This window comes from Empedobacter sp. UBA1574 (assembly GCF_002322895.1).
Lineage (GTDB): Bacteria > Bacteroidota > Bacteroidia > Flavobacteriales > Weeksellaceae > Empedobacter > Empedobacter falsenii_B.
The window spans coordinates 79860-104194 of sequence record NZ_DCOI01000002.1 but is presented as its reverse complement, the minus strand read 5'-3'; the positions used below and the strand labels follow the sequence as shown (position 1 = coordinate 104194).

Here is a 24335-nt window from a genome sequence, read left to right as displayed (position 1 = left end):
ACGATTAGTTCATTGAAATTGGTTTAAACTTTGTTAAGTTGATACCTTCTACAGCAGCTTTATATTCTTCAATATTAGGAATACGTCCTAAAATCGCTGATAAAACAACTACTGGCGTTGATGCTAATAAAGATTCGCCTTTTTTACCATCGCGGTCTTCAACCACACGACCTTGGAATAAACGTGTAGATGTTGCCATTACTGTATCTCCTTTTTCTGCTTTTTCTTGGTTACCCATACATAAGTTACAACCAGGACGTTCTAAGTACATAATGTTTTCGTATTCTGTACGCGCAGTAGATTTTGGTAATAAGTCGCTAAACTCAAATCCTGAGTATTTTTGTAACATTTCCCAATCTCCTTCTGCTTTTAATTCGTCGATAATATTGTAAGTAGGTGCTGCAACAACTAAAGGAGCTTTGAACTCCACTTTACCATTCGCTTTTTCTACGTTACGTAACATTTGAGAAACAATTTTTAAATCGTCTTTGTGTACCATACAAGATCCTACGAAACCTAAATCTACGTGTTTATCACCACCGTAGTAAGTTAAATCGCGGATTGTATCGTGTGTATAACGTTTAGAAACATCAACATTGTTTACGTCTGGATCGGCAATCATTGGTTCTTCGATAATATCTAAGTCAATTACTACTTCCGCGTAATATTTTGCATTTGCATCTGGAGTTAAAGCTGGTTTAGCACCCGATTTAATTTCTTCGATACGTTTGTTTGCTTTGTCGATTAATCCTTGTAACACTTGGTTTTTGTTGTCCATTCCTTTCTCTATCATAATTTGGATACGAGATTTAGCAATTTCTAACGATTGGATTAATGTATCATCTTGAGAAATACAGATAGATGCTTTCGCTTTCATTTCTGCAGTCCAGTCTGTAAATGTAAACGCTTGATCCGCTAATAATGTACCGATGTGTACCTCAATGATACGACCTTGGAATACATTCTCACCGTCAAATTGTTTCAACATTTGCGCTTGAGTAGCGTGTACTACATCACGGAAATCCATGTGTTGTTTCATCTCTCCTTTGAATGTTACTTTTACAGATTCTGGAATTGGCATAGACGCTTCACCTGTTGCTAAAGCTAAAGCTACTGTTCCTGAATCGGCACCGAAAGCAACACCTTTAGACATACGTGTGTGTGAGTCACCACCAATAATGATAGCCCATTCGTCAATCGTAATATCATTTAAAACTTTGTGAATAACGTCAGTCATTGCATGATACTCACCTTTAGGGTCACGTGCTGTAATTACACCGAAATCATTCATAAATTTCATCAATTTAGGAATATTAGCTTGTGCTTTTTTATCCCAAACTGAAGCGGTGTGACATCCTGATTGGTACGCACCATCAACTGTTGGAGCGATAACCGTAGCTGCCATTGCTTCTAACTCTTGCGATGTCATCAAACCAGTTGTATCCTGAGAACCTACAATGTTTACTTTAACACGAACATCAGAACCAGCATGTAAAACTTTTCCTGGAGTAGATCCTACTGCATTATTATTGAAGATTTTTTCAACTGCAGTTAAACCTTGACCATCATTTGAAATCTCTTTTGAAGGAGCGAAAACTGTTGGAGCTTCGACACCTAAAGTTTGAGCAGCAAATGTTTGGATTTTTTTACCAAAAACGATTGCGTAAGAACCTCCCGCTTTGATAAATTCCATTTTTTGAGGAGTCAATGATCTTGAAATATCAATTAACTCTTGGTCTCCATTATATAATTTTTGAGTTTTTGTATTGATTGTTAAAACAGTACCTGTAGCAACTGAATACACTTCTTCTAAAACAGGATCTCCCGCTTCGTTACGCACTACATCACCGTTTGCATCAACTTGTTTTTTCCAGTTTTTCAAATCGATTCCGATACCACCAGTTACATCAACCGTAGTTAAGAAAATTGGAGAAATTCCGTTTGTACCAGCAACAATTGGTGCAATATTTACGAAAGGAACGTAAGGCGACGCTTGTTTTCCTGTCCATAAAGCCACGTTGTTAACACCTGACATACGAGAAGAACCAACTCCCATTGTACCTTTTTCAGCGATTAACATCACAGAAGCATCTGGATGTTGTGCTTGTAATGCTTTGATTTCCGCTTGAGCAGCTGGCGTAATCATACATTGACCGTGCAATTCTCTATCAGAACGAGAGTGCGCTTGGTTACCTGGAGATAATAAATCCGTAGAAATATCACCTTCAGCAGCAATGTAAGTCACTACTTTAATTTCTTCAGCAACTGCTGGTAATTCAGTAAAGAACTCCGCTTTTGCATAACTTTCTAAAATATCTTTTGCGATTGTATTTCCTGCTTTAAAAGCATCAGCTAAACGTGCTGTATCTGCATCGTATAAGAAAACTTGTGTTTTAAGAACTTCAGCAGCTTGTTTTGCAATTGCTTCGTCGTTTCCTAAAGCTAAGTCTAAAAGAACCTCGATAGAAGGTCCACCTTTCATGTGAGATAACAATTCGAAAGCATAAGTTGGTGTAATTTCAGCAACTGTAGCTTCTCCTAAAATAATCTCTTTCAAAAATTTTGCTTTTACACCTGCAGCAGAAGTTGTTCCTGGCAACGTGTTATAGATAAAGAATTTAACAGAATCCTCGCGGTATTCGTTGTTAACATCTTTAATTTGATTAATGATTTCACTTAGTAATTCTGCACCATCAATTGGTTTTGGATGTAAACCTTGACCTTTTCTTTCTTCAATCTCGTTAAGATACTCTTGGTAAAGACTCATAATTATCTATCTTTTCTTTTTAATATTAAAGATTGTTTAAAACCAAGCTACTTACACCTGATTTCATCCAATCAAAATGAATTATATAATAACACTTCGCTGTATCGTCACATCTTATGCAAAAATTATTTTCAATAAAAATCATTTTTGGCATAGGCAACCACTGTTATCAGAATACAAACTAAGTATGTAATTTTTTCGAAGGGTAATTTTTAATAATTTAACTCACACAAGCTCAACATACATAAGCATTTGAGTCAGAGTTTTATTCTAAAATTTACATTAACAATCATCTAAACAAATACGCGTTTAGCTATAAATTGGTACACAAAATTACGTTTATAGTAAAGATTTTTCATCAAAGAATGATATATTTTAGTTATATTTCAATAATTTAGAATTATTATAAAAAAGGTCTAAATTTCACTTTAACAATGTTTTAAACGTAAATAAATAGAAGTTAAAAATTAAAAGGTTCTTAAAATATCAACTCCATAATTTTTGGGTCATTTTTTTACGAAATTGAATTATTTCGAAATATTAATAAACATTCAATAATCAATCTTTCGAAATGCTATCAATCGTCTAAACATTCTCAAAAAACAATCAAAAATATTCAATATGAATAAATATTTATGATTATTAATAATTATACAACTTTAGTGAGATATTATACAACTTTTTACTAACTTTGCGCCCTTAATTCATTATTATAGATATGAAACTTTGGGACAAAGGTTTTACCATTAATGATAAAATCGAAAAATTTACTGTTGGAAAAGACAGAGAATTAGATGCTCATCTTGCAAAATACGATGCTTTAGCGTCGAAAGCGCAGGCAAATATGCTGGCAAAAACAGGTTTGATTACCAATGAAGAAAATGATGCATTGCAAATTGCTTTGGATGAAGTTTTAGTTCTGATTGCGGAAAATAATTTCGAAGTCGACGAAAATTACGAAGATATACATTCAAAAATTGAAGCTTTCTTGATTGAGAAAACGGGTGATGCGGGTAAAAAAATTCACGTTGCGCGTTCTCGAAATGATCAAGTTTTGGTTGCAATTCAACTTTTTAAGAAAGAGTATTTAAAACATACAACTGAAAAAATTGTCAATTTAATTGAGATTTTCTTACAAAAAGCAGACGAATTCAAGAATCATCAATTACCAGGATACACACATTTTCAGGCGGCAATGCCAAGTAGTTTTGGAATGTGGTTTTCGGCATATGCAGAAAGTTTGTTGACGGATTTATACTTTTTTGAGGCTGCATATAAAATTTCTGATCAAAATCCTTTGGGTTCTGGTGCAGGTTTCGGAACAAGTTTCCCAATTGATCGTTTGCAAACAACACAAGAATTAGGTTTTTCAGAAATCTTAGTTTCTTCTGTTGGTGCACAAATGCTTCGTGGAAAAACAGAAAAATCTGTCGCAACAGCTTTGGCAATGATTTGTGGAACGTTGTCTAAAATGTCGTACGATTTGGTTTTATACAATTCACAAGATTTAGCTTTTGTGAAGTTGCCAAACGAAATGACAACAGGTTCATCGATTATGCCGCACAAGAAAAACCCAGATGTGTTTGAGTTAACTCGTGCGCATTGCAATAGAATTCAGGCGTTGCCGAATGATATTATGATGACGATCAATAATCTTCCAAGTGGATATCACCGTGATTATCAAATATTGAAAGAAATATTATTCGAACCAATGATGCAATTTGATAATATTATTGACATCTTAACATTTGCGATTCCTCAACTTCAGATTAAAGATAACTATATGAATCAGGATAAATATGATCCGATTTATACCGTTGAAAATATTAATGAAGCGATTAAGAATGGAACACCTTTCCGTGATGCTTACAAAGAAGTTGGTTTATCTGTAGAAAATGGAACATATATACCACACAAAGAATTTCAGACTTCGCATATCGGAAGTATTCATAATTTGAGATTGGATTTAATTTCAAATAAAATCGAAAAATTCAAATTAGAAGCACAAGTTTTAAAATAAACACTTGTAATAAGTCAAAAATCATCCTCAAAATTATAGAATTTGAGGATTTTTTTGTCTTATAAATTTTATAATTTCGGAAAATATAAACGTTTAAATAATTGTAATTCTATATTTTGTAAAATAAAAAATGTTTTACAAAATAATTACAATCATTTTTTATTATATCAGGTCAAAATCATTCTAACTTTGACATATCAAATTAATCGATTAAAATTTAAAAAGATGAAAAAATTTTTCGCAGTAGTTGCAGTAGCAGCTTTATCATTAGGAGCAGTATCTTGTGGAGAGAAAACTGAAGAAGCACCAGTAGAAGAAGCACCAGCAGTTGATTCTTTAGCTACAGCAGCTAACGATTCTACAGCAGTTGATTCTACAGCAGTTGCTCCAACTGATTCTACAGCAGTTGCTCCAGTAGCTGATTCTACAGCAGTTGCTAAATAATTTATAGCGAAGCTAAAATATAAATGCGCTCAACTAGGTTGAGCGCATTTTTTATGTTATAAATTCATCATGAATCTTAAAGTAGATTTCCGTCAAATTTTCCTGATTGTATTTTTTTATCAAGTTCTGCTTGAATATCCTCTAAAACAGGGCGAACAGTAGATTCTGGAATATCAGAAACTCTAATATACATTAAGCCATCAATTGCATCATTAAATTTTGGATCAACATTGAAAGCAATCACTTTTGCGTTTTGTTTGATGTATTTCTTAATCAAAACAGGTAATCTCAACATATTTGGCTCAAGCTCATCAATTAACTTATCAAATTTATTCAAATCAGCTTCAGATTCATCGAAAATAAATTCTTTATCTTCCTCTTTCAGCTTAACCTTAAACTCATTTTTTGCTCTCACATACTGCGCTACAGTAGAATCGTAATAATGAGATTTCATAAATTCGATCATCAAAGATTTTGAGAAATCAGAAAACTGATTACTAATACTCACTCCTCCAATAATAAATTTCTGATTTGGATTTCTCAACGTTACATGCACAATTCCTCTCCATAATAAGAACAATGGCATCGGCTTTTGTTGATATTCAGCTGAAACGAAAGCACGTCCCATTTCGATACATTTCTTGAAAAATGGATGAATTTCTGGATCAAAATTGAATAATTCATGAACATAAAATCCATTAATTCCATATTTTTCATACACTTCCGAACCAATCGCCATACGATATGCTCCAACAATTTTATTCGTATCCTTATCCCACAAAAATAAATGGTGATAATGATTATCAAATCGATCAAGGTCAATTTCATCATTTGTACCTTCACCTATCGCACGGAATGTTATCTCGCGTAAACGACCAATTTCCCTTAATATATTTGGAATTTGTTGAGCTGTAGAAAAGAAACATTCGTAATTATTATTTGTAAACAATAATGCTTGTTCATCTTTTCGTAAAGTTTCAATATCTTGAATTAATAAGTCTAAAGCTGTTTCCGAAATAATCGGCTTAACCTTTTTACTAGAAGAAGATAAGCTTGGTAAATTCGGCATTTTCAACTCAATATTCGAAGGGTTTTTCAATACTTGAGTTAAACTTCTTTTTTGTTTGTAATAAGACGAAAGCATGTATGTTTTCTTTCTCAAAAACTCAGAATAATCTTCTATAGACACATGCTCGTCTTGTTGTTTTTGTAAAATTGGTTTTCCAATACGAATCTGAATTGGTCGTGTTCTTTTCTTCATCATTTCAGCTGGCAACATTGCCGTTTGAAAATCTGGATGAATCTTCGCTACACGGTAAAAAATATTACTATTTCGCGCTCTAAAAAACATTGGAACAACAGGAACTTTCGCTTTTTTGATCAACTTCATCGCTGATTCTTGCCATTCTCTGTCAATAATTCTACTTTCGTCATCTCGATAAGAAACTTCTCCCGCAGGAAAAATCCCTAAACAACCTCCAGCTCTTAACAATTTTAATGCATCGCGCATTCCTGAAAGGCTACTGTATGCATCTTTACGTGTTTCGAAAGGATTAACTGGAATAATCATAGGTTCTAATGGTTTAATTTTTTGCAATAAAAAATTACCCATTACCTTGAAATCAGGACGAATTTTTGACATAAAATGCATCAAAATAATTCCATCCAACGCTCCAAGCGGATGATTAGAAATAATAATAAAAGGTCCTTCTTTTGGAATACGTTTTAAATCTTCTTCATGGATTTCGTAATCCATTCCCAAATCATCAATCAAATAATCCAAAAAAGGTTCGCATTGCAAATGCTTTCCACGATTGTACAAATCGTTTAACTGATCTATACTGAAAATTTTTTTCAATGCCCAAGCCACAGGTTTTCCTAAAACACCAATTTTAGAAAGACCCGAAGCTGAATAGATATCTTGTGTCGTGATTAAACTCATTTAAGCTTTAACAACTATTTGTAATGTTTCGCGCACTGTTTGTCGCAATAATTCTTTTTCTTTTGAAACAACTTTGTCAGAATCTGCATCGAAATGGCGAATTGTGTACAATAAAACATTGTTTTCTTCCTGCACTTTATACTCTTCGTTCATATCTGCAACAAACTTTTCTAAGTTGTCATATTTATCCTCCAAACATAAAGATAATGAAATTGCTGAATTTTGCATCAAATTTACTTTGATTTGATAATCATATAGTTTATTGAAAATTCCGCTCAATTTATCTTCTGTAATAAAAGAGAAATCTTTACTTGATAAACGAATCAAATGTTGCTCTCTTTTTAGGATAAAACAAGGTACTTTTGGATCTAATGGTTGACCTTTCGCTACCTCTGTTCCTGCTTCTGTAGGATTAATAAATGATTTTACGAAGAAAGGAATTTCTTTTTGTTGAAGCGGCTGTAACGTTTTCGGGTGAATAACAGATGCACCATAATACGCCAACTCTATTGCTTCTTCATATGAAATATGATTTAACAGCTCAGCATTATCAAAATAACGTGGATCAGCATTCAAAACTCCAGGAACATCTTTCCAAATCGTCATGTTATCCGCATTTAAACAATAAGCAAAAATCGCCGCAGAATAATCTGAACCTTCACGCCCTAAAGTTGTTGTGAAAAAGTTAGGATCAGAACCTAAGAAACCTTGGGTAATAAACAAACCTGTGTTTGGTAAACGTTTAATACTTTCTTCTGTTAATGCCCAATTTACTTTTCCTTCACGATATGTATTATCTGTTTTGATATAATCGCGAACATCTAACCATTCGTTATTAATTTGTATCGAATTAAGATACATACTGATGATTTTTGTCGAAATTAATTCTCCACAACAAACCACTTGATCATACACATAGCTATAATTTGGTGATTTGTTACGTCTTAAAAACGAAACAATATCATCAAAAAATTGCGAAATTTCGTTAGAAACCTCAGCTGGATTATCAAATAATTCTGTCGCTAAAGCAATGTGCTGTTCTTTTACTTCGTTAATTGTTTTTTCGAAATCTTGTTTTTCAAAATAGCGTTTGACTACCTCTTCCAATGCATTTGTTGTCTTGCCCATAGCAGAAACAATGATACATGTATTTTCGTAACCAACAGATTGCAATAAACTCGCAACATTTCTAACGCCGGCTGCATCTTTCACCGAAGCACCACCGAATTTGAAAACTTTCATTTCTATAAAAACTTTTTTTTGTAAATATTTAACTTGCAAATATAACCAAACTACACTTTATATGTTGACCGATTTTAATTAAAATAAAAAATAAATTTGAATGATGATTTTCACGTATTTAGATTAATTTCAAACGTTTGAAATGATATAAAATTGAGTTATTATTCCGATATTTGACCAGCAAAACATAATTATGAATACTAATTCTCATCAAACTCTTGGAGAGTTTATCATAGAAAATCAAGCAGATTTTATTTACTCATCCGGAGAATTATCTAGATTACTGAGTTCTATTAAATTAGCTACAAAAGTTGTTAATTATAAAGTAAACAAAGCAGGACTTGTAAATATCTTAGGCGAATTCGGAAATGAAAATGTCCAAGGAGAAAAACAACAAAAATTAGATGTTTTCGCAAACGATACGTTTATCGAAACGTTGTCGCAACGCGAAGTTGTTTGTGGTATTGCTTCGGAAGAAAACGAAGATTTTATCGCGATTCAACCTTCAAAAAATTCAAAAAACAGTAAATATGTTGTGTTGATTGATCCACTTGATGGCTCATCAAACATCGACGTAAATGTTTCTGTTGGAACAATTTTCTCAATCTACCACCGTGTTTCTGAACCTGGAACACCTGTTACAAAAGCAGATTTCTTACAACCAGGAAATAAGCAAGTTGCTGCGGGATATGTAATTTATGGAACATCGACAATGTTAGTTTATACAACAGGAAATGGTGTAAATGGATTTACATTGAACCCAGGAATCGGAACGTTCTATTTATCTCATCCAAATATGTGTATTCCAGAAGATGGACACATTTATTCAGTTAACGAAGGTAATTATGTAAAATTCCCTCAAGGGGTTAAAAATTACATCAAATACTGTCAGGCAGATGAGGAAGATCGTCCGTACACTTCTCGTTACATTGGTTCTTTATGCTCAGATTTTCACCGAAACATGCTGAAAGGAGGAATTTATATTTATCCTTCTGGAACAAATAATCCGAACGGAAAATTACGTTTATTGTACGAATGCAACCCGATGGCTTTTATCGCGGAACAAGCAGGAGGAAAAGCTTCTGACGGTTTCCAACGCATTATGGATATTGAACCTACAGAATTACACCAACGTATTCCTTTCTTTTGCGGATCGAAAAATATGGTCGAAAAAGCAGAAGAATTTATGCGAAATGAAGAATTGAAATAATCATTTCAAAAAACATAAATAATAAAAAATCCGCTCGATGAGCGGATTTTTTTGTTATCTAAACATTCAATTAAGGAATTGCAATACCTGGATAATTTCCTGGGTAAACGTGTCTTAAAGTTGAATGATATTTTTGGTTGATTGCATCAGCAAACATATTTGCGACAATTGCATATCCAGTTCCAGTTAAGTGAACTCCATCTAATGAGAACGCTCCACCAGAAACGAAAGTTGTTGTATATGTTTGTCCGTAATATTTAATCCCTGATTGAGAACTTAATTTTTTCATTTCAGAATATGCATCAACTAAAGCTAAATTATAAGCAGTTGCTAACTCCGCAATTGCTGCATTGTATTTAACTACAGCTGCTTCTGCTTTCGCAGTTTCTTTTGCTGTTAATACATAATTATCTGTCATTGGATAACTAACACCTACTACTGATAATTTACCAGCTTTCTCTTGAGTTAACCCTAACTTCATTAATTCTGCAACTCTATTTGTGTCAACTTTTCCAATTACAGATGAAGAAGTCAAAACCAATAAATCTTTTGCTGTTGCTTGACGAGCTTGTCCATAAGTAATTCCAAACAAAGTTGCAGTACCAGTATCATATCCTGCTTTAATTAATGCAGCAGTAATCGTTGTTGATAAATCCGCTAAATCTTTATCTTTAATTACTACAGCACTTGCAGCAGTCTTAGAAAAAGAAATTTTTCTTTCTGAAGCACCAACTGCATCAAATACTTGATTTAATCCTGCATAAGTTGCATTCAATTCATCAATCATTGGTGCAAAACTTGGATTTGCTGGTGATAAAGGTGCGTATGGAACCGTTGTAAAATATGGAATAGATGTTACAGAAGGAATATTTGCAATAACTCCTTTTGCTCCTACCGATGTTAATGCTTTTAATCCATCATTAATTGTAGATTTTACCACATTTACATTAGAAATATCATTACTTCCATAAGTTCTTGGATCAACATTATTTGTTTCATTATGATCTACTCCAACTCCTCCAGATGTTGCATAACCTAATACATCATTGTTCCCAATCCAATAAGAGAAAAATGTTGGCTTTTGAGCAACTGCATCTGCAACTACAGAAGTTGTCGCACCACTTGCAAAACGTACAAAATAAGGATTCGCTGTTGCTGGATCAGTTTTTAAGCCTGCTGGATTTCCATAACCTGGCGCAACTAAATGATAAGACTTAGCACCTGGAACTCCCATATTTTGAAACTTTCCTTTATCTGCTAAGATATCTAAAGCTCCACCCGCAGCACTTGGAACTGGTGTTAAAGCTCCATTTACAATTTGTAAATTCAATTTACCTGGAAAACCTGGTAAATCAGTAAATCCACCTGTATCATTTGACATATATGGAATTTTAAATTCTCCTCCTCCTGCAGCTTTCATCAATCCAGCTAACATGTTTGGGTAAGAATTTTCTTGTCCAGATTTGTACAATGCATTATCTCTATAACCAGAAGTTAACGAGTTTCCTAATGCGATATATGTAGAAAAGTTTGCTTCACCAGCAGAAACTTGAATATCTTCAATTGGATGTTCGAAATCTTCGCTACAGTTAAACATCGTAGCAGCTAATGCAACTAATACTATTTTATTTAAGTGTTTCATTTTTGTCTTATTTTAAGTTGTACGATACGCCTAAACCAAAGTTTATAGCACGCATTTTAACATCTCCAGAGAAGTTTTGTTGAATATTATCAATATGTCTTTCGTCTCCTTTTACATATGATCCAAATAAATCAACATTAAATCCTGACTCGAATCTAAATCCTAATCCAGCTGAAACTGAATTTAAGTTAGAACTTGGTGTTTCTGATGACCAATAAGCTGATGGCACTGGTGATTTATCGTGATAATAACCAACACGTCCAACAATCATCTCGCTGAAAGTATACTCAGCTCCAAAACGGAATAATGTATTGTCTTTCCAGTTTTTCGTAGAAGATGATGTGTAGAAAGTATTAGAAGCATCATTATATAAATTGATATCTAAACTTTTGTAACGTGTCCAGTTTTGCCAAACTACATCTCCAAAAAGTTCTAATTGTGGTAAAACTTTGTATGACATCCCAAATGTAAACTCTGATGGTAATGGTAAAGTTGTATTCCATTTATCTGTATTAAAAGGTACATTAGATGCAATTCCAGAAGGAACATTCGACCATGTAACATCACCTTTGTTTGCAGAAACATCTACATTAGAACGGTACGCAATTCCAACTCCAAATTTATCTGTTGGCTTGAACATTGCTCCAACATTAAATCCTAAACCATGGGCATCTTTATCCTCTAATTTAAGTTTAATATCATTTCCAGCAACTGTTTGTACTTTCTCTAATTTAGCTGTTCCGTGTGTATAAATGAAACCTACACCCAAACTAAACCAGTCAGAAAAACGATATGCAACCGTTGGCTGAATATTGAATGCTTTCAAGTCAATATGTGTAATATTTGCTTTGTTTTGCCAATCTTCTGGCCACGTAACCGAACTACCAAAAGGCGTCGTAACACTCAATCCAATTGCTAAATCATCTACAGGCTTGTAACTAACTGCCAAATACATTGGTGTTCCTAATTTACTATCTGTTTCTGCTTTTTGTAACGTCATTGGATCTTGCCATTTTACGTCAGTTTTTACACCAAAACCTCCGACAGCAATACTCAATTTACTATCAACAAAAGCTAAACCTGCAGGATTATAAAACGCAACACTCGCATCGTGAGTTTGTGTTGCGGAAGTTCCCCCCAATGCTGCTTGGCGAACTCCTTGTAAAGCAACTCGGTATCCACCTGCAAATGCAGAAGAAGATAAGCCGATTAATGCTAAGGTTAAGAAAATTTTCTTCATATTTTTTGTTCGTTTTTAATAATTCCTTTAAACAAAAATAACATAATTTTATAATAACGTTATGTTAACATAATAAATTTTGAAAAAATCTTTACTATTAAGGCTTTCAGCCAGAATAACATTCGTGTAAAATATACACTATTGATAAATTTCTTTGATTTTTTCAGATATAATATAACCTTCAGACCAACATGCCTGAAAATTGAATCCACCTGTTATAGCATCAATATTTAAAACCTCTCCAGCCATAAACAATTGTGGGATTTTTTTTGCTTGCATCGAATGAAAATCAATTTCTTTCAAATCGACACCGCCTGCCGTTACAAACTCATCTTTGAACGTACTTTTTCCATTAATTTGGTATTTTCCTTGCGTCAATTCTATTGCAATTGCTTCGATGTGTTTTTTCGATAAATCTGCATAAACCTTGTTTTCATCTATATTACAATAGCTCAGAATACTAAACCAAAAACGCTTCGGAAAATCGAATGGATTATTTTTATGCACATTTTTCTTAGCATCAACTTGTTTTTTATCATTCAAAAATGAAATGATTTCGTCTTTAGATTGATTTACAAAATTGATTTCAGTTTCGAATTTATAATTGCTTTCATTCAATTTTAAAGCACCCCAAGCCGATAATCTCAAAATCGCTGGTCCACTAAATCCCCAATGCGTAATTAGTAACGGACCTTCTTCTTCTAATTTTTGTTGATTGATTTTGACTTCAGCATTATCGAAAGAAATTCCCATCAATCCTTCAATTCGAGGATCTTTGCAATTAAACGTGAATAAAGAAGGAACTGGTTGAACGATTTTCAAACCTATATTTTTCAAACTTTTCCAAAATTTAGGCGTACTTCCTGTTGTCACAATCACCGTTTCGAAAAAATGTTTTCCTGATTTTGTTATCAATTCATAACCACCATCAACTTTATTAATTTCTTGCACACCGTCTGAGAAATTAAGCTGAACTTTATTTTTATCAACCGCTTTTGTCAAAGCCTCTATAATCGAAAGTGAAGAATCGCTAACTGGAAAAATACGGTTATCGTCTTCTATTTTCAATTCTACTCCGCGCTCATCAAACCAAGCCATTGTATCACCCGGTTGAAACGTGTAAAAAACACTTAATAATTCCTTTCTTCCACGCGGATAAAACTCGACCAAATCAAGCGGATCAAAACATGCATGCGTAACATTACATCTTCCTCCGCCCGAAATGCGTACTTTTTGAAGCGGTAAATTTGCTTGTTCAAACAATATAGTTTGTTGTCCTACAGTTTTTCCAAGGTTTGCAGCAACAAAATATCCTGCGGCACCACCTCCTACTATGGCTATTCTTTTCACGAGACAAAGGTAAAGTTTTATTTTTAACAGAATTTTTGATAAAAAAAGGAAATGTTTTCACATCTCCTTCTAAACTTTTTGTTCATGAAAAACGAACAAAGGTGTAATATTTTTATTTGCAATTTTCTTTGTAAATCCTGGTGAAAAAATCTTATCAAAAAACCCTTTATTGCGGCTTACAACCGTCAACAAATCTATTTGTTTTTCCTTGATAAAATCCAACACCGCATTTACAGGATCTGCATCATGATAAACTTCAAATACAATTGGATCTCCAGCAAACTGATCTTGCCAATCTTTCATCGCTTGTTGATTAAATTTTCCGTCTTTCGAAACGTGCATGCAATGAATTTTTGCATGATGACGATTTGCAATTTCGATCAAATACTTCAATGCATCTTTATCTTTTTGATCAAAAACAGTAGTAAAACCAATATTCTTAAATCCTTTGAAAGACATTCCATGCGGAATACTAAGAATTGGAACTTTCATCGACGTAATCGCATTTATCGTATTCGAACCGAAAAGCATTTTTTCTATTCCTGAATTTCCGTCTGTTCCCATCACTACAAAATCAACGCTTTCTTCTCCAATAATTTCACGTAAAATATATAAGAAATTTCCTTCTTCTAAGATAAATTTGATTGGAATTTCATTCAAATCATTTTCAACAGCTATTTGTCTTAATTGCGGAATATTATCTTTGAAGTTGTCAAAACTTCCTAATTCTACCGTTTCATATACATTCTGAATCAATCCAGCACTCAAACTTCCTGTAATCATTGGCAATTCGTAAACATGCAACACATAAACTTGTGCATCGATACTTTTTGCAAGATTTAGTGCATATAAAAAGGCGTTATTAGCTGTTTCTGAGAAATCTGTCGGGAACAATATTTTTTTCATCTTTTCGTGTTTTGTACTCAAAAGTTACGAATAATTTTATTTCAACACGAAAAAAGCTCAATCTATTTCTACAGATTAAGCTTTTTGTATATTCAGTATAAATTATCTTATTCGTGGAAAACAAACAAAGGCACGTTGTGTTGTGTCAAAATTTTCTTTGTAAAACTTGGTGAAAATAATTTCTCGAAGAAGCCTTTGTTACGGCTAACTACTGTCAACAAATCAATTTTTTCTTCTTTAATAAATTCCAAAACTGCATCTACAGATTCATCCGCAGTATAAATAAAAAAATCTACAGGTTCATCTTTATAATATTCTTTCCAATGATTAAGCGTCGGAATATCGTAATTTCCATCTTTCGAAACGTGTAAGCAATGCACTTTTGCTTTATAGCGATAAGCAATTTCGGTTAAATAATCTAAGGCTTTGCGGTCTTTATCTTGGAAAATTGTCGTAAATCCAATATTATTTATTCCTTTGAATTCGTAACCATTTGGCACGCTCAATACCGGAATTTTAAGATGTTTTATTGCATTCATCGTATTCGAACCAAAAAGGACTTTATCAAATCCTGTATTTCCAGTCGTTCCCATTACTACAAAATCCACTTTTTCATCTTCGATAAATGTTGGCAATACAAACGAAAGCATTCCTTCTTTTACGAAAAATTTCAAATCAACATTTGCAAAACCATTATCCTCAGCCATTTTTCTCAAGAACGGAATATGATCTTTTAAATTCTCGAAATTATTTAATTCAATTGTATTATAAACATCTTGCAAAATACCAGCATCGATTCCTCCACTTACCATTGGATACTGAAAAGCATGCAAAACATATAATTCTGCATTTTGATTTTCGGCTAAATTTAACGCATACAAAAACGCATTATTTGCTGTTTCTGAAAAATCTGTTGGAAATAATATTTTTTTCATAATCTGTCTGTTTAATAGCTTTTTAAAGATACAAATTATTAAATATCTATATTTTAATTTGATGTTAAATCTTATTGTTTTTTATTATTTACGATGATTAAAAATATTATCATTTTCGTATAAATAGTAATCCGTAACTTTGTACCTTAAATAATTTTTCAATTCATGAATAATAAATATTTTCAAAAAACCATTATTCGATGGTCAGATTTGGATGCTAATCGCCATTTAGCGAACGCTTCGTATATGAATTTTACAAGTTTTGCACGTATTGCTTTTTTGAGAGATTATGGCATTTCGATGAAAAATTTGGAGGAATATGGAATTGGACCAGCTATTTTGCACGAACAATTTTCTTTTTTTAAGGAAGCTATGGAAGGTGAAGAAATTTATATTTCGGTAGAAATTGGTGGAATGTCGGAAGATGGAATGATTTATCAATTTATTCATAATTTATATAACCAAGATGGTGTACATCTTTGCCATTCTGAATTGACAGGTGTTTGGTTTTCGATGTCGAAAAGAAAAATGCAAGCACCACCAACAGAAATGTTAGAAAATATTAAAAAATCATTTGAAGGACAAACCGTCAAAACAATGTCGAAACAGGACATTATCAATTTACCTTTTCGTTCAGAAAATATAGATCCTTCAATCTTTACTCAAAAATAAAATCATGTTAGAAGATAAAAACGTTTCAAAAACAAGTTTAGCCGAAATTGGAGAATTTGGTTTAATTAACCAAATCAAAGAAGGTTTTCCAATCAAATTAGAAAGTTCTATCAAAGGAATTGGTGACGATGCGGCTGTTCTTGATTATAAAAAAGAGAAAATTGTGGTTTCTACTGATATGTTAGTAGAAGGCGTAAATTTTAGCTGGTCGTATATGCCTTTACGTCACTTGGGGTACAAAGCGGTTGTGACGGCAATTAGTGATATTTTGGCGATGAATGCTATTCCAAAACAATTGTTGATTTCGATGGCAATTTCGAATCGTTTTACGATAGAAGCTGTGGACGAAATTTACAACGGAATGAAATACGCTTGCGATAAATACAATATCGATATTGTGGGAGGCGATACAACTTCTTCTGTTAGCGGACTTGTTTTGAGTATGACTGCAATTGGCTCGGCTCCAGAAAAAGATTTGACTTATAGAAATGGTGCGAAGGAAAATGATTTGGTTGTTCTTTCTGGAGATTTAGGTGCTTCTTTTCTTGGTTTGCAAGTTTTGGAACGCGAAGCGCAAGTTTCAAAAGTGAATCCTAATAATCAACCAGATTTCGAAAATTATTCATATTTAATTGAACGTCAATTAAAACCTGAAGCGCGTTTGGATATTATCAATCTTTTGAAAGAGTTGAAAGTTAAACCAACTTCTATGATTGATATTTCGGACGGATTATCTTCTGAAATTATTCATATCTCAAAAGAAAGTGGTGTTGGAATTAATATATACGAAGAAAAAATCCCGTTAGATTCTGTTGTTATTCGCACAGCCGAAGAATTCAAAATCAATCCAATCACATGTGCTTTAAGCGGTGGAGAAGATTACGAATTATTGTTTACAATTGATCAAAAAGATTTTGAAAAAATCAAAGGAAATCCACATTTAACGGTAATTGGTCATGTAACTGGTAAAAACGAAGAAAACTATTTGATTACTCGTGGAAGTGAGCAAATGGTTCCATTAACTGCACAAGGTTGGGGAGTTGAAACGGAAGAAGAATAGGTTAATGAGATAATTCGCTAATTAAAAAATGTGATCCTTAAACGAGTTCAGATGACTTAACGAATTATCAAAACAAAACGTGTCAAGCTGATTTCATTTCAGCTTCTCTTCAAAATAATAAAATCAAAAAGCATTCAAGAAATTGGATGCTTTTTTAGTTGAAATAAGTTGTAATTTAGTTCTATTAATTAACCACTTATGAAATACTTTTTACTTTCATTTATTCTATTTTTTTGTTCATGTTCATCAACATTCAATTCTACTTATAAGAGCAAACAACTAAAAAAAACAGTTGATACTTTTATTGAATTAGGAGAAAAACATAATGAACGTATTAATCCTAATAATTCTTATTTAATTCTAGGTTTTGATAAATTAAAAAGTCCTGATAGAAAAGTTTTTTTTAATAATGCTGAATTTGGAGTTGGAATTACTTTTATGGCATACTTAGGATCTTGTAACACAAATGAGAAAACTCAACAATATGAGTATAAAAACTATACAATTGCTATTATAGATTCTGCTGACATTAATTTTAAAAGGTATAAATTTTTAAAACCAATAAATTCTAAGAAATTAAATTTAAACGAAAATACCTTCCAATGTAAACATGGTACGAGTAATCCATTGTATTATTCATTTTATTTTGATAAAAAAGGAATTATCCAATCTATTGATCCTTGGGGAAAAAGGAAATTAATTCGAGATAAGTTAATTGAAAAAGGATTCAACATAAACTTAAATTCTGATGAAGTATACTCTAAAGGAGCTGTAGACTTAGAAGAATAAAAATCATAAAAAAAGCTCGAAGTAATAAGTTCGAGCTTTTATATTGTTAGCATTTTCGCTGTCGAATTATCAATTAAGATAATGGTTCAACTGAAACGTAAGATCTATCGTTACGTTTTTTAGTGAAAACTACTTTTCCGTCAATTAAAGCGAATAATGTGTGATCTTTACCGATTCCTACATTATCACCAGGATGATGTTGAGTACCTCTTTGACGAACAATAATGTTACCAGCGATTGCTGCTTGTCCACCAAAAATTTTAACACCTAAACGTTTCGAATGTGATTCACGACCATTTTTCGAACTTCCGACCCCTTTCTTATGTGCCATTTCGTTTTGTTTTTAAGAGTTAATAATTAATCTCAGCTCAATCTTAACCGATTGAAGCTACTTCAATTTTAGTGAATTGTTGACGATGACCGTTAGACTTTTGGTAACCTTTTCTTCTTTTCTTTTTGAAAACGATTACTTTGTCTCCTTTCACGTGTTCAACGATTTTAGCTACTACGGTAACTCCGTCTATAACTGGGGCGCCGACAGTGATTGCTCCGTTATCTGTTAATAAAACACGGTCGAATTTTACTTCGTCACCTGCTTCACCAGCTAAACGGTTTACAAACAATTGTTGGTCTTTTTCAACTTTGTATTGAAGCCCTGCTATCTCTACAATTGCGTACATAAATTAATGTTTATAAATGAAAATTGAGTGCAAAGATAATCAAAATTTTGAATTTAGATACTTGAATTCATTGAAATTTAATTAGAAAGATAAAAAAACTATGACATATCTTCTATTTGGATTAATTAAAAATAAGTATCTTTGCCTTTGAGATAATTCATAGATAGATTGGTAGAAATGATTGAAAATTATTCTTTAAAAGATTTAAAAATTGGCGAACAAGCAGTTGTAACAGGGTTTAGTACCGAAGATATTCCTGCAAAGTTTTATGAAATGGGCTTTATTCCTGGAACAAGTTTATTGGTAAAAAATAAGGCTCCATTTGGTGGTCCTATTTGCATCAGTATCATCTCTAATAAGTCTGTTTTAGCTTTAAGAAGAAACGAAGCCGATAAAATTTTGATAACAAAAAAATAATGAATCATTATAAAATTGCCTTAATTGGTAACCCAAATGTTGGTAAAACTTCGTTATTTAATAAATTAACAAATCTTCGTCAAAAAGTTGGGAATTATCCTGGTGTGACGGTAGAAAAGCGCGAAGGTAAAATAGAACGAAATGGAAATAAATTCCAAATTACAGATTTTCCCGGAACGTATACAATTTATCCAAGTTCTTTGGATGAAGAAATTGTATTCAAAACTTTAGGAGACAAAACCAATAGTCATTACCCAAATTTAGCAGTTGTTATTGGTGAGCCATCTAATCTAAAACGATCGATTTTGTTGTATCAACAAGTTCGAGATTTAGACGTTCCTGCAATTTTTGTCATCAATATGAAAGATGAAATCAAAAGCAAGGGACTTAATATTGATTTGAAAAAGTTAGAAGATTTTCTTCAAACAAAAATATACTTAACAAACGCGCGTACAAGCGAAGGAATTGATGAATTAGTAGAAGCTTTTACAAAAGACGCAACTCCATATAATCGTCATTACGAAATTCCGAAAGAGTATCTTTCTATTGTAGAAAAAATCAAGAATGAATTTAATCTTAAATCTGATTATTTAGCTTGGCAATATCTTTCACAGAAAGAAGTTCCGTTCGAATCGAAAGAAAATCTAAGTAAATTAGATACAATTAAAAAAGAAAATTATATTGTTTCGAAACGATTACAAGTCAAAGAAGCCTTAGATCGAAATAAAATTTTAGAGGAAAAATTAAACGATATTATTTCATATAATTTTGACGGAAATGAAACCTTAACCGATAAAATTGATAAAACATTGATTCATCCAGTTTTTGGATACATCATCTTTTTAGGAATTTTATTATTAATCTTTCAAGCTGTTTATGCGTGGTCTGCACCATTAATGACAATGGTCGAAGATTTATTTGGTTGGATCGACGAAAAAGCAATTAGTTTAATACCTGAAGGACCTATCAACGAAATCATTGGAGGTGCAATAATCCCAGGTATAGAAGGGATTGCCGTTTTCGTTCCGCAAATTGCCATTTTGTTTTTATTCATTTCAATAATGGAAGAAACGGGCTACATGAGCCGCGTGGTTTATTTAATGGACAGATGGTTAAAACCATTTGGATTAAGCGGAAAAAGTGTTGTTCCGTTAATTTCTGGAGTTGCCTGTGCCGTTCCTGCAATCATGTCTGCACGTAATATCGAAAATGACAAAGAGCGTCTATTAACGATACTTGTAACGCCTTTTATGACGTGTTCGGCTCGTTTACCAATTTACATCGTTTTAATTGCTTTAGTAATTCCCGACGAACATATTTTTGGATTAAGTTACCAAGCTTTGGCGTTATTTGTGATGTACATTTTAGGTGTTTTAGGCGCATTAGGAAGTGCTATTTTATTGGATTTAATCATTAAAGCAAAACATAAAAGTTACCTAATTTTAGAAATGCCAACGTACAAACTTCCTGATTGGAAAAATGTTGGAATTAATGTTTGGGAAAAAACGTTAGGATTTTTAGTTGATGCGGGTAAAATCATATTTGCAATTTCGATTATTCTTTGGGTTTTAGGAACTTTCGGACCTGGAGAACAATTCAGAAATGCAGAAGAAATTGTAACTGCTCATCATCCAAAAATGAATGAAGAAGATTTAGCAAATGAAATTGCTTCTTATAAATTAGAACATTCTTATTTGGGTAGATTAGGTTCAGTTATAGAGCCAGTTGTAGAGCCATTAGGATACGATTGGAAGATGGGAATTGGTTTGATTTCGTCATTCGCTGCGCGTGAAGTTTTTGTCGGAACAATGTCAACGGTTTACAGTTTAGGAGAAGTTGATGTAGAGGACAATGGTCAAAAAGATCGTTTACTTCATCGTATGAAAAATGAGATCAACCAAAACACAGGAGAACCAGCATATAACCTCGCTACAGGAGTTTCATTGTTGTTATTTTATGCATTCGCAATGCAATGTATGAGTACAATTGCGATCGTAAAACGCGAAACAAATTCTTGGAAATGGACATTGATTCAGACAGGGTTTATGACAGGTTTGGCATATGTGGTTGCATTTATTGCATATCATTTTTTAAAATAATAGTATGGACAATATTTGGATACAATATATTTTTATCGCTTTCCTTTTCGGATTTGCAGTTTGGTATGTTGTAAAATTAATTAGAAACTCATTTAGTTCAAAAGGAGGCGGATGCTCAAAAGGCTGTGGTTGTTCTCCAAGCAAAGATGAATTTCAAAAAAAAGGCTAACTCTTAAAAGTTAGCCTTTTTTATTTCAAAATTTCGGAGTATTTTTACAAATAGTATAATCATTGAAAATCAATTATTTTAATGATTATCAATTGGTTTTATTTTATTAATTCGGAATATAAATTTTACAAAAAATGGAAACTTGGTTAATCATTTTATTATTAATTTCAGCGATAATTATCTTAGGATTAATTATTTACTTTGTTTCCAAAAAAACTAAACAATCAACTGAGATTTCTGTCGAAGAAATAAGTTCTGTAAAAGAGATTAAAGAAATTCCTTCTGAACCAATCAAAGAAGAGGTTACAAATAAAATCATTTCTCCAACTCCACCAACAGAGGTTATGATTGAAGAAAAACCAACGAATAACCTTAGCATTTCATCTAAAACCGAGAATGACTTACTTCGAAAATTAGAGTTATTTGAGAAGAATAAAGGCTTTACTAAGAAAGATATTAACCTTGCTTCATTATCAAAACAATTTGAAACGAATACAAAATATCTTTCTGAAATCATTAAAACTCATCGTCAAAAGCAATTTAATTCTTATTTGAATGAATTGAGAGTAAATTATATCGTCAATCGACTTCAAAATGAGCCGAAATACATTAACACGAAAGTAAGCTATTTAGCAAGTGATTGCGGATTTGCTTCTCATAGTACTTTTACAACAACTTTTACTCAAATCATGAATGAATCTCCTTCTGCTTTTATAAAAAGAATTAAAGAGGAACAAAAAAATTCATAATTACGAATTAATGAAGTTTATATAATTGAATTTAAAATATATAAACAATTATATTTGTTTTATTTTTTATACCAATCAATGCAAGAGCTATATAAAATACATTCACAAATTTCGATTGTATTTTTTTATTCTTAATTAAGACTTTATCTTTAATCTAAGATTGTGTCTTATGCGAAAAATTGACCCCGAAATACTTGCTCAAAAAATAAAAGAAGGCGATCGTTTTGCCTTATCAAGAGCTATTACACTAGCCGAAAGCAATCGTTTAGACGATTTGAAATTAGCGCAACATATCATTAGTTTATTACCTGTTTCCAAAACTTCAAAAAGAATTGCCATTACAGGAATTCCCGGTGTTGGTAAAAGTACTTTTATCGAATCTTTGGGGAAATATATTCTAAGTAAAGGTGAAAAAGTAGCGATTTTAGCAATTGATCCAAGTAGTTCCCTTTCAAAAGGAAGTATTTTAGGCGACAAAACACGCATGGAGGACTTATCGCGAGAAGAGAATGCTTATATACGTCCAAGCGCTTCTAACGGTTCTTTAGGTGGTGTTACCTCACGTACATATGAAGCAATTTTATTATGCGAAGCAGCAGGGTTTGAAAATATTTTGATTGAAACTGTCGGTGTTGGACAATCTGAAACCTTAGTAAATGAAATTTCAGATCTCTTCTTATTTCTTCAACTTCCGGGTTCTGGAGATGATTTACAAGGAATAAAACGAGGAATTATGGAAATGGCTGATTTAATTTTTGTCAATAAATCAGATTCGTTTCAAGAAAAATTAGTGAAAGATGCAAAATTGGATATTGTTCGTTCATTGCAATTTTTACCAACCAAATCTTCTCAATGGAAAAGAAAATCAATTATCGGTTCTGGATTAATCGGAAAAGGAATTCCTGAACTTTGGGAATTGGTCAATGATTATTTCAATTTTATTAATGAAAATAATTATTACGCATCAAACCGAGAAAAACAACAGCTTAATCAAGCGGAACGCTACACAATTGATTTGATTAATCAACAATTTTTAAAATTACTTAAGGAACACCCACTAGAATTAAGCAAAAATTTATCTGCATTCGAAATGGCAAAAGATTGGTTGAATAACCACACTGAAATTGATGAATTTCTTAATAAGTAAGTTTACGATTATTGAATCAAAATAACAAAAAAACGGCTCAAAATTGAGCCGTTTTTTTGTTAATCATCTTTATCAACTCCTGTTTTTTTGTTGATATTTTCTTGTATTTTTTGATAATATTCTTTCTCAATTTTATCAAATTCTGGTGTCGAAATTACTTTTCCTTTCGTTGGTTTTTGTAGTTTCAGCTTATCGTCAATCGAAATTGATTCTAACTTATAAGTTGTATACTGATTTTCATCTTTCAAAGAAGTTTTCTTCAGTTCTAATAATAATCCTGGCAAACCATTGTATTCATCTGGTCCACATTTTGATTTTATCGAAGGAACATACCACGCTTCTATGTTGAAATTAGCGTCAACAGCTACTGCTTTTCGTACATCATAACCTTTTATTTTTTTGGATTCTCGCGTAATACTCCATTTATAAGTTGCAATGGAATCAGAGATATTATACAATTTGGAATCCATTTCTCTCATGATTATTTTTGAATTCGTATCGAAATCATAAAAGCTTTCCAAATCTTTAAAACCACCTAAAACTTTCATCGAATATTTTGGTCCTTGCGAATTATCAATTCGTTCTATTTCTTGTGAAAGACATTGATTTGCATCGACAGAAAGAGCAATATATTTTGGTTTCGAAAACATTTCCTCTCTTAATCTTTTCGATTCTGGATTCGGATCATTCAAATTAATAAAATTCCGTCTTTCATATTCTACTTTAAATTTTTCTTGACCAAAAACTGAAACTGAAAACAACAACAATAAGATATACTTCATTTTAATGCAATTAGAAATTTAAAGATAACAAAAAAAGCTTCACCATTTCTGATAAAGCTTTTTGATTAAATAT

General features: G+C 32.3%; 21 protein-coding genes. 10 read left to right on the top strand and 11 right to left on the bottom strand.

The features are described from left to right. Positions 1-4 precede the first annotated feature (4 nt). On the bottom strand, positions 5-2767 hold the full coding sequence (locus B3578_RS00685) for a bifunctional aconitate hydratase 2/2-methylisocitrate dehydratase (RefSeq protein ID WP_291046280.1): 2763 nt from the start codon (positions 2765-2767) through the stop codon (positions 5-7). A 718-nt stretch (positions 2768-3485) separates the two neighbouring features. Here B3578_RS00685 and argH point away from each other — a divergent pair. Continuing rightward, positions 3486-4787 carry an argininosuccinate lyase gene (argH, locus tag B3578_RS00680; protein ID WP_291046277.1) on the top strand — a complete coding sequence of 434 codons (1302 nt, stop codon included), beginning with the start codon at positions 3486-3488 and terminating at the stop codon, positions 4785-4787. A 225-nt stretch (positions 4788-5012) separates the two neighbouring features. After that, positions 5013-5231: a hypothetical protein gene (locus B3578_RS00675; RefSeq protein ID WP_219034267.1), complete on the top strand. Its 219-nt coding sequence runs from the start codon at positions 5013-5015 to the stop codon at positions 5229-5231. A gap of 76 nt (positions 5232-5307) precedes the next feature. Here the strand turns inward: B3578_RS00675 and B3578_RS00670 are convergent, their stop codons facing one another. Continuing rightward, entirely contained in the window at positions 5308-7173 is a 1866-nt protein-coding gene (locus B3578_RS00670) for a GNAT family N-acyltransferase (protein WP_219034268.1), read from the bottom strand. After that, positions 7174-8415, bottom strand: coding sequence for an aspartate kinase (locus B3578_RS00665; RefSeq protein WP_219034269.1), 1242 nt, complete (start codon positions 8413-8415; stop codon positions 7174-7176). A 193-nt stretch (positions 8416-8608) separates the two neighbouring features. On the opposite strand from B3578_RS00665, the gene fbp reads away from it, so the two are divergent. Next, positions 8609-9625 (top strand): class 1 fructose-bisphosphatase, encoded by a 1017-nt coding sequence (gene fbp / locus B3578_RS00660; protein ID WP_114998305.1) that lies wholly within the window; start codon positions 8609-8611, stop codon positions 9623-9625. Between the two features lie 70 nt (positions 9626-9695). Here the strand turns inward: fbp and B3578_RS00655 are convergent, their stop codons facing one another. The 5 genes from B3578_RS00655 to B3578_RS00635 all read right to left on the bottom strand — a co-directional run bounded on the left by B3578_RS00655 (position 9696) and on the right by B3578_RS00635 (position 15698). Then, complete coding sequence (locus B3578_RS00655) at positions 9696-11267, bottom strand: G-D-S-L family lipolytic protein (RefSeq protein ID WP_286495448.1); 1572 nt, start codon at positions 11265-11267, stop codon at positions 9696-9698. A gap of 7 nt (positions 11268-11274) precedes the next feature. Then, complete coding sequence (locus tag B3578_RS00650) at positions 11275-12507, bottom strand: OmpP1/FadL family transporter (protein ID WP_221854422.1); 1233 nt, start codon at positions 12505-12507, stop codon at positions 11275-11277. A gap of 138 nt (positions 12508-12645) precedes the next feature. Further along, complete coding sequence (locus tag B3578_RS00645) at positions 12646-13857, bottom strand: NAD(P)/FAD-dependent oxidoreductase (RefSeq protein WP_286495449.1); 1212 nt, start codon at positions 13855-13857, stop codon at positions 12646-12648. A 69-nt stretch (positions 13858-13926) separates the two neighbouring features. Further along, the gene (locus B3578_RS00640; RefSeq protein WP_291046264.1) at positions 13927-14763 is read right to left on the bottom strand and encodes a universal stress protein; all 837 of its coding nucleotides are present in this window, start codon (positions 14761-14763) and stop codon (positions 13927-13929) included. A 107-nt stretch (positions 14764-14870) separates the two neighbouring features. Beyond that, positions 14871-15698 carry a universal stress protein gene (locus B3578_RS00635; protein ID WP_114998314.1) on the bottom strand — a complete coding sequence of 276 codons (828 nt, stop codon included), beginning with the start codon at positions 15696-15698 and terminating at the stop codon, positions 14871-14873. Positions 15699-15863: 165 nt separating this feature from the next. Here B3578_RS00635 and B3578_RS00630 point away from each other — a divergent pair, with 165 nt between their 5' ends. From B3578_RS00630 to B3578_RS00620, 3 genes are all read left to right on the top strand, one after another. Beyond that, a complete protein-coding gene (locus B3578_RS00630) occupies positions 15864-16370 on the top strand; it encodes an acyl-CoA thioesterase (protein WP_114998316.1) in 507 nt (168 codons plus the stop codon). A 4-nt stretch (positions 16371-16374) separates the two neighbouring features. Then, the gene (gene thiL / locus B3578_RS00625) at positions 16375-17430 is read left to right on the top strand and encodes a thiamine-phosphate kinase (protein ID WP_125349928.1); all 1056 of its coding nucleotides are present in this window, start codon (positions 16375-16377) and stop codon (positions 17428-17430) included. 198 nt (positions 17431-17628) lie between these two features. Beyond that, on the top strand, positions 17629-18219 hold the full coding sequence (locus tag B3578_RS00620) for a hypothetical protein (RefSeq protein ID WP_038334889.1): 591 nt from the start codon (positions 17629-17631) through the stop codon (positions 18217-18219). Positions 18220-18292: 73 nt separating this feature from the next. On the opposite strand, the gene rpmA is transcribed toward B3578_RS00620, so the two are convergent. Further along, on the bottom strand, positions 18293-18550 hold the full coding sequence (gene rpmA / locus B3578_RS00615; RefSeq protein ID WP_038334883.1) for a 50S ribosomal protein L27: 258 nt from the start codon (positions 18548-18550) through the stop codon (positions 18293-18295). A 43-nt stretch (positions 18551-18593) separates the two neighbouring features. After that, complete coding sequence (gene rplU / locus B3578_RS00610; RefSeq protein ID WP_019975660.1) at positions 18594-18899, bottom strand: 50S ribosomal protein L21; 306 nt, start codon at positions 18897-18899, stop codon at positions 18594-18596. 177 nt (positions 18900-19076) lie between these two features. On the opposite strand from rplU, the gene B3578_RS00605 reads away from it, so the two are divergent. From B3578_RS00605 to meaB, 4 genes are all read left to right on the top strand, one after another. Then, on the top strand, positions 19077-19316 hold the full coding sequence (locus B3578_RS00605; protein ID WP_114998322.1) for a FeoA family protein: 240 nt from the start codon (positions 19077-19079) through the stop codon (positions 19314-19316). Further along, complete coding sequence (gene feoB, locus B3578_RS00600) at positions 19316-21415, top strand: ferrous iron transport protein B (RefSeq protein WP_291046248.1); 2100 nt, start codon at positions 19316-19318, stop codon at positions 21413-21415. Before B3578_RS00605 ends, feoB begins: the two co-directional genes overlap by 1 nt. Positions 21416-21718: 303 nt before the next feature. Further along, the gene (locus B3578_RS00595) at positions 21719-22333 is read left to right on the top strand and encodes a helix-turn-helix domain-containing protein (RefSeq protein WP_114998328.1); all 615 of its coding nucleotides are present in this window, start codon (positions 21719-21721) and stop codon (positions 22331-22333) included. Positions 22334-22502: 169 nt separating this feature from the next. Beyond that, positions 22503-23480, top strand: coding sequence for a methylmalonyl Co-A mutase-associated GTPase MeaB (gene meaB, locus B3578_RS00590; protein ID WP_125349934.1), 978 nt, complete (start codon positions 22503-22505; stop codon positions 23478-23480). Between the two features lie 59 nt (positions 23481-23539). On the opposite strand, the gene B3578_RS00585 is transcribed toward meaB, so the two are convergent. Continuing rightward, positions 23540-24262 (bottom strand): GLPGLI family protein, encoded by a 723-nt coding sequence (locus B3578_RS00585; RefSeq protein WP_125349935.1) that lies wholly within the window; start codon positions 24260-24262, stop codon positions 23540-23542. Positions 24263-24335 lie beyond the last annotated feature (73 nt).